This window comes from Bacillus sp. FSL M7-0558 (assembly GCF_038003245.1).
In the GTDB taxonomy this organism is placed as follows: Bacteria; Bacillota; Bacilli; order Bacillales; family Bacillaceae; genus Bacillus; species Bacillus pumilus.
Window position 1 is genome coordinate 341,193 of the sequence record NZ_JBBOOU010000001.1, and the last position, 13,333, is coordinate 354,525.

Annotated in this window: 14 protein-coding genes and 1 pseudogene; 9 read left to right on the forward strand and 6 right to left on the reverse strand. The window is 43.2% G+C overall.

What is annotated here, in order from left to right; genetic code table 11:
* Positions 1-32: 32 nt before the first annotated feature.
* Complete coding sequence (locus MHB79_RS01830) at positions 33-818, reverse strand: carbon-nitrogen family hydrolase (RefSeq protein WP_212046228.1); 786 nt, start codon at positions 816-818, stop codon at positions 33-35.
* Positions 819-1,053: 235 nt separating this feature from the next.
* On the opposite strand from MHB79_RS01830, the pseudogene MHB79_RS01835 reads away from it, so the two are divergent.
* Positions 1,054-1,999 (forward strand): annotated as a pseudogene (locus tag MHB79_RS01835) (acetylxylan esterase).
* A 35-nt stretch (positions 2,000-2,034) separates the two neighbouring features.
* On the opposite strand, the gene MHB79_RS01840 reads toward MHB79_RS01835, so the two are convergent.
* The gene (locus MHB79_RS01840; protein ID WP_003213913.1) at positions 2,035-2,349 is read right to left on the reverse strand and encodes a hypothetical protein; all 315 of its coding nucleotides are present in this window, start codon (positions 2,347-2,349) and stop codon (positions 2,035-2,037) included.
* 60 nt (positions 2,350-2,409) lie between these two features.
* On the opposite strand from MHB79_RS01840, the gene MHB79_RS01845 reads away from it, so the two are divergent.
* From MHB79_RS01845 to MHB79_RS01865, 5 genes are all read left to right on the forward strand, one after another.
* Positions 2,410-3,213: a nucleotidyltransferase domain-containing protein gene (locus tag MHB79_RS01845; protein WP_050943249.1), complete on the forward strand. Its 804-nt coding sequence runs from the start codon at positions 2,410-2,412 to the stop codon at positions 3,211-3,213.
* Between the two features lie 160 nt (positions 3,214-3,373).
* Positions 3,374-4,291 carry a proline dehydrogenase family protein gene (locus MHB79_RS01850; RefSeq protein WP_050943247.1) on the forward strand — a complete coding sequence of 306 codons (918 nt, stop codon included), beginning with the start codon at positions 3,374-3,376 and terminating at the stop codon, positions 4,289-4,291.
* A 23-nt stretch (positions 4,292-4,314) separates the two neighbouring features.
* The gene (pruA, locus tag MHB79_RS01855; protein ID WP_137055252.1) at positions 4,315-5,862 is read left to right on the forward strand and encodes an L-glutamate gamma-semialdehyde dehydrogenase; all 1,548 of its coding nucleotides are present in this window, start codon (positions 4,315-4,317) and stop codon (positions 5,860-5,862) included.
* Positions 5,863-5,987: 125 nt separating this feature from the next.
* On the forward strand, positions 5,988-7,220 hold the full coding sequence (locus MHB79_RS01860) for a PucR family transcriptional regulator (protein WP_003214110.1): 1,233 nt from the start codon (positions 5,988-5,990) through the stop codon (positions 7,218-7,220).
* 113 nt (positions 7,221-7,333) lie between these two features.
* Positions 7,334-8,632, forward strand: a complete 1,299-nt coding sequence (locus tag MHB79_RS01865) for an arsenic transporter (RefSeq protein ID WP_065098769.1) — start codon at positions 7,334-7,336, stop codon at positions 8,630-8,632.
* 46 nt (positions 8,633-8,678) lie between these two features.
* Here the strand turns inward: MHB79_RS01865 and MHB79_RS01870 are convergent, their stop codons facing one another.
* Positions 8,679-9,356, reverse strand: coding sequence for an amino acid ABC transporter permease (locus MHB79_RS01870; RefSeq protein WP_003214368.1), 678 nt, complete (start codon positions 9,354-9,356; stop codon positions 8,679-8,681).
* 12 nt (positions 9,357-9,368) lie between these two features.
* Positions 9,369-10,241: a transporter substrate-binding domain-containing protein gene (locus tag MHB79_RS01875; protein WP_050943239.1), complete on the reverse strand. Its 873-nt coding sequence runs from the start codon at positions 10,239-10,241 to the stop codon at positions 9,369-9,371.
* A 179-nt stretch (positions 10,242-10,420) separates the two neighbouring features.
* Here MHB79_RS01875 and MHB79_RS01880 point away from each other — a divergent pair, with 179 nt between their 5' ends.
* The gene (locus MHB79_RS01880; RefSeq protein ID WP_106029719.1) at positions 10,421-10,744 is read left to right on the forward strand and encodes a YckD family protein; all 324 of its coding nucleotides are present in this window, start codon (positions 10,421-10,423) and stop codon (positions 10,742-10,744) included.
* 55 nt (positions 10,745-10,799) lie between these two features.
* On the opposite strand, the gene MHB79_RS01885 is transcribed toward MHB79_RS01880, so the two are convergent.
* The gene (locus MHB79_RS01885; RefSeq protein ID WP_340988787.1) at positions 10,800-11,564 is read right to left on the reverse strand and encodes an MBL fold metallo-hydrolase; all 765 of its coding nucleotides are present in this window, start codon (positions 11,562-11,564) and stop codon (positions 10,800-10,802) included.
* 115 nt (positions 11,565-11,679) lie between these two features.
* Between MHB79_RS01885 and MHB79_RS01890 the strand changes: the two genes are divergently transcribed.
* Both MHB79_RS01890 and MHB79_RS01895 read left to right on the forward strand, forming a co-directional pair.
* On the forward strand, positions 11,680-12,096 hold the full coding sequence (locus MHB79_RS01890) for an Lrp/AsnC family transcriptional regulator (protein WP_226804635.1): 417 nt from the start codon (positions 11,680-11,682) through the stop codon (positions 12,094-12,096).
* A gap of 29 nt (positions 12,097-12,125) precedes the next feature.
* A complete protein-coding gene (locus MHB79_RS01895; protein WP_340988789.1) occupies positions 12,126-12,932 on the forward strand; it encodes an aminoglycoside N(3)-acetyltransferase in 807 nt (268 codons plus the stop codon).
* Position 12,933: 1 nt separating this feature from the next.
* Here the strand turns inward: MHB79_RS01895 and MHB79_RS01900 are convergent, their stop codons facing one another.
* The gene (locus MHB79_RS01900) at positions 12,934-13,320 is read right to left on the reverse strand and encodes a competence protein ComJ (RefSeq protein ID WP_335365116.1); all 387 of its coding nucleotides are present in this window, start codon (positions 13,318-13,320) and stop codon (positions 12,934-12,936) included.
* Positions 13,321-13,333: the final 13 nt, after the last annotated feature.

The window sequence follows — 13,333 nt, forward strand, 5'->3', positions numbered from 1 at the left end:
TAAATGCAAAAAGCAGGGGAGCACCCTGCTTTTTAATAAATATCCAGACGCTGATCTGTCATCACAGGAATCTGCTGTCTCACTTCATCCACTAGCTGAAGGTCAATGTCCGCATAATAAATGTCTTCCTCATGACTTGTTTCAAGCAGAATACGGCCAAGTGGATCAATCACCATGGAGTGTCCAGGGAATTCAGTGTCTCTGCTTGTGCCTGTTCTGTTAACAGCAATCATAAATGACTGATTTTCTATTGCTCTTGCGATGAGCAAGCTGCGCCAATGATCCACTCTTGCTGACGGCCATTGCGCCGTATTGATAAGCACCTTCGCCCCTTTGTTGACAAGTGTTCTGGAAAGCTGCGGAAAGCGAAGGTCGTAGCAGATCATCGCCCCGATCTTCACATCCTCATCATAGTCAAATAAACCAAGCTGATCACCAGCGGTTAAATAGTTGTGCTCATCCATTAAGCGGAACAAATGAATTTTGTCATAATCGACTAAAAGCTCACCTTGGCGATTAAATCCATACATCGTGTTGGTGATCCTCTCATCTTCTGTACGCTTGTTCAATACACTTCCTGCAATGAGAACGACTTGGTGCTTACGGGCAAAGGAAGAGAAAAGCTGTTTTGTTCGTTCACCGTTTACATCCGCCAGCTGATCGGCTTTTTCAAGAGCGTAACCAGTATTCCACATTTCGGGTAAAATGATCAGATCAGGCTGCTCGCGGATCGCTTCTTCTAAAAATGCTTCTGCTTTTTGAAAGTTCACATCAGGTTCTCCAATTTGTACGTCCATTTGGACAAGGGCGATTTTCATACAGGTTCCTCCTTTATTCGATGATTGCAAATATGAAATCCATGAATGGATCGATCGATTTTTTTGACTGAGAATCTCTAGTTTTCAAGCCAGTTTCTTTATCATAAAGGTTTCAATCTTCTTTGCCAATAGAAATGTCAGAAGGTTTTGTCTTTTGTAGTGAAAATGTCTTTCTTCGTCAAGAAAACAGTGATATGATACACACAACTAATAAAACAAAGGGGGATAGTAGGATATGCAATTGTTTGATTTACCGTTAGATGAGCTAAAAAAGTATAAACCGAAGAAAACAGCACGTCCTGATTTCTCAGACTTTTGGAAGGCGTCGCTTGAAGAACTGAACCAAGTGGAGGCAGAGCCAGCACTTGAACCTTATGATTATCCAGTAAAGGGCGTTAAGGTGTACCGCCTGACGTTTCAAAGCTTTGGTCAATCTCAAATTGAAGGCTGGTATGCGGTACCAGATCAAACAGGTCCGCATCCAGCACTCGTTCGTTTTCATGGCTATAATGCAAGCTATGACGGCGACATTCATGACATCGTCAATTGGGCACTGCATGGCTATGCGACATTTGGCATGCTCGTCCGCGGTCAAGGCGGCAGTGAAGATAAGACAGTGACACCAGCAGGGCAGTCTCTGGGATGGATGACAAAAGGTATTTTATCGAAAGAGACCTACTATTATCGTGGTGTTTATTTAGATGCGGTTCGAGCGCTCGACGTGATTCAGTCCTTCCCAGAAGTGGATGAACACCGAATCGGCGTGGTGGGCGGCAGCCAGGGTGGTGCACTAGCGGTTGCAGCTGCAGCACTTTCAGACATTCCGAAGGTCGTCGTGGCAGATTATCCGTACTTATCAAATTTCGAGCGTGCAGTGGATGTGGCATTGGAGCAGCCTTATTTAGAAATCAATTCATACTTTCGCAGAAACAGCGATCCAGAAGCGGAAGAAAAGGTTAAGCTATTTTGATTTAATCAATTTAGCCGGATGGGTGAAACAGCCCACATTGATGGCGATCGGTCTGATCGACCAAATCACCCCGCCATCTACTGTGTTTGCGGTATACAACCATTTAGAAACAGATAAAGATTTAAAGGTGTACCGCTACTTTGGACATGAGTACATCCCGGCTTTTCAAACAGAGAAGCTTGCCTTCTTACAAAAGCATTTAACGAATTAAAAGAAAAGAGGCCACTCTCTAGGAGGGCCTCTTTTTTAATAGCTCGTATTCTGTCTCGTTTTTTCATCAGGCACTAACGCGGTGATAATGAGAGCAAGGGCAGTGATGATATGAAGAATGAATCCGAGAATCGGAATCCAGGCAAGACAGGATGTGACAATTCCGATGATGCTTCCAATCATTGGTCCCTGGTCTCGCTTCGATAAGACGAGTGTGATAATATGCAGAATAAGCATGACCATGAGCGGTGTATAGCCATTACTGATAACGAATAGACCTCCGATCACAGGGATAGCAAGGCAGGCTTCAAAAATCCCAGTGATCCATTTCATAATGCGAGATATAGACATTAGATCCAACTCCTTTTTCATATATGTCTTATTCGTATTTTCCCAAAACGTGAAGAAGTCATGCAGAATTCTATAGAAAGAGTTGATGGACGCTTGAGAGAGAGAATTAAGGAAGAGCTGAAAATCATTGAAAAAACGTATGACGTAAAGATTTGCCTTGCCGTCGAATCAGGCAGCAGGGCATGGGGATTTCCCTCGACTGATAGTGATTATGATGTTCGTTTTTTATATGTTCCCCGGAAAGAATGGTATTGGGCAATGGAAGAGCATCGTGATGTCATTGAACGACCGATTGATGACATGCTTGACATCAGCGGCTGGGAGCTTAGAAAGGCACTTCGCTTATTCAATAAATCAAATCCGTCCATTATGGAATGGCTGTCTTCTGATATCATTTATGCTGAATCTTTCTCTTTGGCAAAGCAGCTAAGAGAATTAAAAGATCGAGCGTTTTACCCTGCGGCTTTGATGTATCATTACCTCAATATGGCAAAGCGGAATGAGAGTCGGCATTTACGAGGAGAGCAGGTGCGAATCAAGAAGTATTTCTATGTGCTTCGTCCGCTGCTTGCCTGTCAGTGGATTGAGCGTTACCGGACAGTTCCACCAATGGACTTTCATGAATTGCTCAAAGAGCTAGTGGAGGAAGGCCCGCTTTTAGCAGAAATTCACGAACTGCTCAAACGTAAAATGGACGGAGAAGAAATGGATGTAGAGAACCGTCTCGCTCATGTCCATCCATTTATTGATCAAGAGCTGGCGCGTTTTGATGAATTGGTGAAAAGCTACAATCAACCGAAAGACAATCTGATGCAAGAATTAAATGAGCTGCTGCAGTCTACCCTTGATGAGGTGTGGGCGTAGGAGGGAAGAGCCAGCCGGATAGCGGCAGGCTCTTTTTTATCTCTTATTGTGATAAAACCACAAAAAAAGTCAGAATTTTTGTCATCTTCAAATATTGTAGCGGACAGCTTATGAGCCTTACAATAAAGACATAGCTTACAAAGAGTGGGAGGTGCCCTTTATGGAGTCGGTCACAAGAAATTTCTTCTTGTTTTTGTCAAAAAGCAGTCTCTTGAACCATATTGCTCGTAATTGGGGAAGTGCTGTTGCATCTAAGAAAATCATCGGTGGGAAAGATTTTGAGAGCGCTATCTCTGTCATTAAACGATTAAATGATCAAGGAATGGCTGTAACAGTCGATCACCTTGGTGAGTTTGTCACAAAGGCAGAGATTGCAAATGAGCGAACGGATGAGTGTATTCAAACCATTCAGCGGATTGCAGAGGCCAAGCTCAATTCCCACGTGTCACTCAAAATGACATCACTTGGACTAGATATTGACGATGACCTTGTGTATCGCAATATGAAACGTATTTTAGATACGGCAGAAAAACACCGTATCATGGTGACAATCGATATGGAGGATGAACAGCGCTGTCAAAAAACGCTGGACATTTTTAAAGAGATGAAATCTCAATATGAGTATGTCAGTACGGTCCTGCAGGCGTATTTGTACAGAACAGAAAAGGATCTTGATGACCTCAATGAGCTGCAACCATTTTTACGACTTGTAAAGGGTGCCTATAAGGAATCCGCCGAAGTGGCGTATCCGAACAAAAAAGACGTTGATCAGAATTACAAGAAACTGATCGAAAAGCAATTACTTACAGGGAACTATACAGCCATTGCGACACATGACGATCAAATGATCGAGTTCACGAAAAATATTGTAAAAAAACACAATATACCGACAAGTCAGTTCGAATTTCAAATGCTGTATGGCATGAGATCAGAAACGCAGCAGTCACTTGTGAAGGAAGGCTATCAAATGAGGGTCTATACCCCGTATGGACGAGAGTGGTATGGCTACTACATGAGACGTCTTGCAGAACGGCCGGCAAACATTGCCTTTGCTTTAAAAGGAATGACGAAAAAATAATTTGAAACGGGAGCGTGACAAAGATGACAACACCTTACAAACATGAACCATTCACGGATTTTAGCCAGGAAGAAAACCGCAAAGCGTTTGAACAAGCATTAGCAAAGGTAACAGAATCACTGGGTCAAACCTATCCGCTCGTGATTAATGGCGAAAAAATCGAAACGAAAGACCAAATTGTCTCGATCAATCCAGCGAAAAAGGATGAAGTTGTTGGAACCGTATCAAAGGCCGGGAAAGAAGAGGCAGAACAAGCGGTTCAGGCTGCGGCCAAAGCATTTGAAACTTGGCGCTATACGTCTCCAGAAGAAAGAGCCAGCGTCATATTCCGTGCTGCGGCAAGCATTCGCCGTAAAAAGCATGAGTATTCAGCCCTTCTTGTCAAAGAAGCAGGTAAGCCTTGGAACGAGGCGGACGCAGATACAGCAGAAGCGATCGACTTCCTTGAATATTATGCTCGTCAAATGCTGGAGCTGGCGAAAGGCAAACCAGTGAACAGCCGCGAAGGGGAACACAATCAATACGTATACACACCAACTGGCGTGACGCTCGTCATTCCGCCGTGGAACTTCTTGTTTGCCATTATGGCAGGAACAACAGTAGCACCAATCGTTACAGGGAACACAGTTGTCTTAAAACCTGCAAGTGCAACTCCTGTCATTGCCGCACGTTTTGTGGAAGAGCTTGAGCAAGCAGGTCTTCCAAAGGGTGTGGTGAACTTTGTACCAGGAAGCGGAGCTGAAGTTGGAGATTACTTAGTCGATCACCCGAAAACAAGCCTGATTACATTCACTGGCTCAAGAGAAGTAGGGACACGTATCTTTGAACGTGCGGCAAAAGTACAGCCAGGTCAGCAGCATTTAAAGCGTGTCATTGCTGAAATGGGTGGTAAGGATACAGTGGTTGTAGATGAGGATGCAGACGTCGAATTAGCGGCTAATGCCATTTTCACATCAGCCTTCGGTTTTTCAGGTCAGAAATGTTCAGCTGGATCTCGGGCAGTCGTCCACGAGAAGCTGTATGACCAAGTGATCGAGCGAGTGAAGGAAATCACAGAAACGAAAACAACAGCGAATCCTCTTTCTGCGGATGTCTACATGGGACCTGTCATTGATCAAGCGTCCTTTGACAAGATCACGGATTATATCGAGGTTGGCAAACAGGAAGGCCGCTTAGTCACTGGCGGAACGAGTGATGATTCGGAAGGATATTTCATTCATCCAACCATTTTTGCAGATCTTGAGCCAACATCTCGCTTGATGCAAGAAGAAATCTTTGGACCTGTCTTGGCCTTCTCGAAAGTATCTAGCTTTGATGAGGCACTTGAAGTAGCCAACAACACGGAATATGGTTTGACAGGTGCTGTCATTACCAATAATCGTGATCATATCAACCGTGCGAAGCAGGAGTTCCACGTAGGGAACCTCTACTTTAACCGTAATTGCACAGGAGCCATCGTGGGATACCACCCATTCGGCGGATTCAAAATGTCAGGAACCGATTCAAAAGCAGGCGGTCCAGATTACCTAGCTCTACACATGCAGGCAAAAACGATTAGTGAAATGTTTTAAGTTGGAAAAGCATGAACCTGTGCACACGGGTTCATGCTTTTTTTGCTTGTCTACGACTTGTTTCTATGCAAATCTGTCCGGAAAGAAGTATGATAAATGTATTACTTAATCAGGGAGCAATCGGGATGGAAGAGATATTAGAAAAGCTTCATACATTTTTTGATGTCGATAAATTAATTGCATTTATTAGCGGGTATTTAAAAAAACCAGTCATTTTAGAAAGCACAGAGTGTCAGCTCCTTGCCTATAATTCTTACAGCATTCAGCAGTTTGACCCAGTCAATCAGCAAACGATTTTCTCAAAGGAATGTCCGGGGTCTGTAGTCGATTGGTTAAAGAAAACAGGGGTCATCGAGCGGCTTCACAAGGAGTCAAAGCCTTTTTATGTGAGCGGTCATGACGAGCTCGGGTTTAATCGGCGGGTGGCTGTGAGCGCCAAGCACAAACAAGAGGTTGTGGGCTTTATTTGGGTGCAGGACATTGAGGATTCTCTCACGCAGGAGGAGCTGCAATTTTTGCATGAAGCTTCCTTTCAAGTGGGAAAAGTGATTTATAAGAATAAGAAACAGCTGGAAAAAAAGGAAGGCAAGATTGAAGAATTTTTCAAAAAGGTCATGGATGATCATTTTTATACAGAAGAAGAACTGAAGTGGGAGGCTGAGAATTTAAGCATCCCGCTGCCAGCGGTATTTACTGTCATGGTCGTACACGCTGCCGATAACAAAAGTGAGACGGCAGAAGATGTAAAGGACGTCATTCGGACGTATTTGCAGCTAGAAGACAAGGTGAATCACGTATACTCCGTTCAAGCCGACATTGTCGTGATATTGGGCAGCTTGTCAGACCGGCACTCACCGAAAGCCACTGCGGCTGACGTCATCGCTCACCTGCAATCGAAAGCGCATGCCCATCCTTCTCCATTGTATATTGGAATGGGAAGAGAATATCGAGATGTCATGAAAATGAGCACAAGTCGATTTGAAGCGATAGAGGTCGTGAAGGCTGTGAAAATTGTGGGGGGACAAGAGCTGATTCCATATGATTACGAGAATCTGGGGGTTTTCCGGTTCTTAGACTCAATTTACAGTCATCAAAAAAAGAAAAATGACTTCAATCCAGATTTATTACGTTTGAAGGAAAAAGACCGTGACAGCCAAACCTCATTTTTAAAAACGCTTGAAGTCTACTTATTGAATAACTGCAAGCTAAAGCCAGCCGCAGAGCAGTTGTTTATTCATCAAAATACATTAAATTATCGAATGAAACAAATCTTTGATATGACCTCAATCGATTTAAGTCACTTCAGCCAGCGATGTGAGTTATTTATTGAATTAATGCTGATGAAAAAAGATCAATAGTCATCGAATCCGCAGGTGCCCGGGATCACCTGCGGGTTTTCATGTGAAAATGGCATACAACGGCTGTGTTTCGTTGTATGATAGATAAGGATTTTATGAAAGGGGGGCCACCTTTGGGAGCAGTCACCTTGGCCATTTTGATTTTCATCCTGACCCTCGTCCTTGTCATTTGGCAGCCAGGACGTTTAACCATTGGATGGTCAGCATGTGGAGGCGCCATTCTTGCACTTGCCTTTGGTGTCGTTCATCTGGGCGATGTGTGGGAAGTGACGCAGATAGTATGGAACGCAACATTTGCGTTTATTGGCATCATTATTATTTCGTTAATTTTAGATGAAATTGGGTTTTTCGAATGGGCTGCACTGCATATGGCAAAAGCCGCAAAAGGGAACGGTGTCCGCATGTTTATTTATTTAACATTGCTCGGCGCTGTCGTGGCTGCTTTTTTTGCGAATGATGGAGCGGCACTGATTTTGACCCCGATCGTCTTGTCTGTAGTGAGAGCGTTAAAGCTGGATGAGCGGATGATCCTGCCTTTTGTGATGGCGAGCGGCTTTATTGCAGATACAACCTCCTTGCCATTTGTTATTAGTAACTTGGTCAATATCGTATCAGCCGACTATTTTCATATTGGGTTTCTAGAATATACAGCAAACATGTTCGTGCCAAACCTTGTGTCGCTTGGAGCAAGCATGCTAGTGCTTTATGTGTTTTACCGAAAGCTTATCCCAAAAACATACGATGTATCACAGGCGAAGGAACCGGCATCAGCGATCCGGGATATCCGCATGTTCCGCTTGTCTTGGTATGTGCTTGGCTGTTTGCTTGTCGGTTATTTTGCAGGGGAACTCATTGGGGTTCCGGTCTCCATCATTGTGGGCGGTATTGCCCTTGTCTTCTTGTGGCTGGCAAGAAGAAGTCCGCAAGTGGCGACAAAACGTGTCGTAAAAGAAGCACCGTGGTCCATTGTCTTTTTCTCAATCGGCATGTATGTCGTCGTATATGGACTGAAGAATGTCGGTCTCACAGAAATATTGGCGGCATGGATCGAACAAGGAGCATCGCATGGCTTGCTTGCGGGAACGATGTTTATGGGCGTGCTTGCCGCAGTGCTGTCCTCTGTCATGAACAATCTGCCTACCGTATTGATTGATGCGATAGCAATCGGTCATACAGATACAGCAGGCGTCATGAGAGACGGACTGATTTATGCCAATGTCATCGGCTCCAACCTTGGTCCGAAAATGACCCCTATCGGCTCATTGGCGACATTGCTGTGGCTTCATGTTCTTAAGAAAAAAGGCGTCCATATCTCTTGGGGTGCATACATGAAAGCCGGAATCATCCTTACCATCCCAACCTTGATCCTTACTTTACTGGGGTTATATGCGTGGTTATGGCTAATACATTAAAGCTGAATCTAAAAAAGAGCAGGTCGATTGGATCTGCTCTTTTTTGTTACAGATATTTTGCATAGTGTTTTTCTAAAAAGTCCTGAAGCAATGAGACTACGCTGCAAATGCCCCAGTAAATGAGGGCGACCAAAATATACATGGTCATATAATCGAATTCGCGCCCACCTACGATCTTTGCTTGCTGGAAAAGCTCGGGTACAGTAATCATCGCAGCCAGTGAGGAGGCTTTGATTAAATCGAGCATGACATTGGTCAATGGTGGCAGTGCGATGCGGACGGATTGAGGCAAAATGACACCGCGCATCGTTTGCCAATAGCTGAGACCTAGTGATTTGGCAGCTTCCACCTGTCCACTTGGAACAGATGAGAGGGCCGCCCGATTGATTTCTGCAATATAGGCAGCGCTATTGAAGCTGAATCCAATAATGGCAGCAGTGACCGCTGTAAACTCAATGCCGATATAAGGAAATCCAAAATAAAGAATAAACAAAATCACCAGAATGGGCACGCCACGCATGAATGAGATATACAGCCGTGCAGGCAGCCAAAGCATCCACGTATTCGCCATTCTGGCAAGCGCAATAAAAAAGCCAAGAATGGTGCCAAAAAACATGCTCACAAAGGAAATGAGCAGCGTCAGCCAGATGCCTTTCATGACAAATGGAAATGACGCCTTTGCCAGTGCAGGATTAAATATATATTCTAAATGAATATCTCCCACGCTTGCGGCTCCTTATTTAGAAATGTCGACATCTTCGACATCAGCATTTATTTTCTTTGAGACGTCTGCATGATTAAAGAATTTTTCGGAAATCTTTTTCATGGTTCCGTCTTTTTTCATTTCTTTTAAGACACGATTTAATTCTTTTTGAAGCTCTGTGTTGTCTTTCTTCATCACAAAACCTTGTTCGTTTGGCATGTATTTTAAGTCAGGGTGAATCGTAATATTTAATTTCGGGAATGCAGCTAGAGCTAGTGTCTGCAAGTAATAATCATTTAGAATGACATCTGTACGACCGTTAGCGACATCCTTTAAGTATTGCTCGTTTGTCGCATTATCATAAATGACTTCCTTCGCACCGTACTTGCGAGCGACATCCATGTAAATCGTTGTGGCAGCACCAGCTGCTTTCTTTCCTTTTAAATCTTTTAACGTTTTAATGCCAGACAAATCATCTTTTCTTACGATCGCCGTGCCATAAGAATATTTATAAGGAGTTGAAAAGGCGAACTTATCTTTTCTGTCATCTGTGATGTCAATGTCATTTGCAGCGGCATCCACTTGACCAGAATTAATGGCGCTCAGCATGCCATCATAGCCCATTTCTTTAAATTCTACTTTCACATCAAGGCGTTTAAATGCTTCTTTGACCACTTCCACTTCATAACCAGTCAATTGATCCTTGCCATTAGCGGTATCATGATATGACGTTGGATAAAGGGTGCCTGAAGTAGCAACCACGATTTTCCCTTTCTTTTGAATCTCATCCCACTTTGAATCTCCAGACTGAGAAGAGCCTGATTGACTGCAAGCAGACAAGACTAATATGAAAGCAGACACAACAAGCATTACCCAGATCGATTTTCTATGATAAAAACGACTCATTTAAGAATCCTCCTCTATTTTTTATACAAAACAAAACATAGCACGCTTTTTCTGTTAGGACAACGTTTTCAGAAGAAAAGCGAAAAAGTAAGAATATTATGTGCAATTTGTGTGATGGAATATGTATAAAAAAGGAAAGTGTGCACAAAATAAATGCGAATAAAGGAGGGAATAAAATGATGAAAAGAATAAGTGGATTGATCATATTATCGATGATGCTGTTGTCTGGTTTTTATATGGAAACAGCTCATGGAGAAACACCCCAAATGGAAAAGCGTCCAGTAACGCATCAAGTAAAACTAACGACAGAACAACAAAAACAAATTGAAACGCTTGAGCAGCAAATTCTTTCTAAACGAAAAGAAGTGATTGAGAAGTACGTCCAATATGGTGTGTTAACAAAGGAACAAGGTACACATATTACGAAACGGATGGATGAGCATTACAATCATTTGAAAAACAACGGATTTGTGCCATTGCTGAAAAAACCACAGCACCATTGACCATAAGGATGAAACCGGCAGCGAGGTGCCGGTTTTTTATTGTTTATCAATCTATTCAAAAGGAGAGACTTTCACCATCTTTAGGGACAAAAATGGCTTGTGCTGCTTGATGATCCTGAATGTAAGCTTGTAAAGAGGCTCTTGTTAGTAAGCAATGATTCACTGCCTCAAGGTGAGTAGCGACAATTTGTGCAGTTGGGTGAGAACGGTGAACGTCTAAAATGTCTTCCTTCGTCATCGTAATCGGATCGCCTTCTAAAAATTGAGCAGCTCCGCTATTGACCACAATGACATCTGGCTTGCAAGTATTGATAACCTCCTTCGGCTCATCACACCAAATGGTATCACCTGCAATGTAAAGGGTAGGTTCATCAGGGTGAGAGAAAACAAAACCGCTGACCTGTCCCATCCGCTTTGCAATTTCTCCTGTCCCATGCTGTCCACCTGTCCGCTGAATATGAACACCATAAATGTCTATTTCATCTTCAATGCATGTGACATGCTGGAAACCAGCCTCTTCAACTTCTTTTTTGTCATTATCCGATTGCGTATAAATGGGTTGGTCTTGGTCTAATTTTTGTTTCGCCTCGTCATCAAAGTGATCCACGTGCAAATGAGTGAGTAAGACAGCATCTGGGTGTAGCATGTTGTCTATGTCAATGTTTACAGGCAAATCAACAATCGGATTGTTCAAATGTTGATTGGCTGTATGAGGAAACGGTGGATATGTTCCTTTTGCTGCTAAAAAGGGATCAATGAAGAAAGTTGCCTGACCATATTCAAGGTAGAAAGTAGCATTCCGAATGAGTGTGATTTTCATGAAAAGGCCTCCTTTTTTTCTGCTTAAGTTTACAGTATATTAAAAGAGTTCCATGTGACAGAGGGTTGTGAAAGTCTTTTATCAGAAGGACTTGATTTTTGAAAGAGGTGAGCCTATGTTAGACCAAACCGATTTGGATATATTAAAAGAGCTTTCAAAAAACAGCCGATTAACTATGAAAGCGCTAGGTGAAAAAGTTCATTTAACGGGTCAAGCTGTTGCAAATCGTGTGTTAAGGCTTGAAGAAGAGGGTGTGATTGAAGCATATACCATTTCGATTGACTGGCGGACGCAAAAGACCATTCAAACATTTATGCAGCTCTATACTCGCAGTCATCATCACGAACCGCTTCTGTCCTTTCTCGACCGACAGGAAGAGATCAAGAATTTATTTAAAATAAGTGGTGAGGGCTGTTATATGGCTGAAGGTCATTTCTCCAGTCATGATGAACTGGATCTGTTTTTAACGGAGCTGACAAATTACGCAAATTATAAACTGTCTATTGCGGTTAAGCGTCTCATTCAGCAGTAAGAAAAGAGACGCAGGAGGATAAGGAAACGATGAAAAAATTAATCGAAAATCAAGCTGGACCGGTGACAAAGGAAAAAATCAAAGCAGACTTGGTTCAACTTGGTGTGAAAAAAGGCATGATTTTATGTGTTCACTCATCTTTATCATCTATTGGATGGGTAAACGGAGGCGCTGTTGCCCTCATACAAGCATTGATGGAAACCTTAACAGAAGAGGGGACACTAATCATGCCGGCACAAACGTTAGAGCTTTCTGAGCCCGCTGATTGGATCGATCCGCCTGTTCCTTTTTCATGGTGGAAATCAATCAAAGACACGATGCCTGCATTTGATCCAGCTTACTCGATGCCAACAGCAATGGGAAAGGTAGCGGAAACGTTTTGGAAATACCCGGGCGTGGCGAGAAGCAATCATCCTCATTTTTCATTCACGGCCTGGGGGAAAAAGAAACATGAGCTTCTGAAACACCACGCACTTTCTTTTGGATTAGGAGAACATTCGCCTCTAGCCCGCATGTATGATGTTCAGGCTCAGGTGCTGCTGATTGGTACGTCTTTTGAAAGTCTGACAGCTTTCCATCTGGCTGAATATCGCATCCCTCAGCAAGACCTCATGACAAGAGGAGCTCCCATCTTAGAAAATGGATGGAGGGTATGGAAAGAATACCAAGATATTATCACAAGAGAAGAACTATTTGAGCAGATCGGCCGTGACTTTCTTCTATCAGGAGGCACTCATCATCACGGTCAAATCGGGCTTGCCAGTTCATATTTATTACCGGTGAGAGAATCAGTAGACTTTGCGGAAAATTGGCTTGATTTGTACGATCAGTCGTGACCTACACCGTTTGGAAATTCATATGATAAAGGTCTTGATCAGCCTGCTGAGAAGTATAGCAGGTGAGCTGATAGTCTCCCTTTGGAATAGGGAAAGACAGCACCTGAGCCATGACGCTTGTGATATAAACTTGATCGTTTGCATGCGTAAAAGGCACTGTGACCGTTCTATCAGCCGAAGCTGGGGGCATATTGCTATTTAAAGTTACGGTAACAGATGCATTTCCGTTGTTGACCCCTTCAAAGGATACACCGTGATCTCCTATGGCGAAACCTTGAAGAATGTCATCATCTGACCAGTCAATCACAGGTGGTGTTTTGCTTCCGGTGTATACGGTGATTTGGTGATAGGAGATAGATAGGGAATAGGCTTGGTTTAAGTTATTCATTTAAAAAACTCCT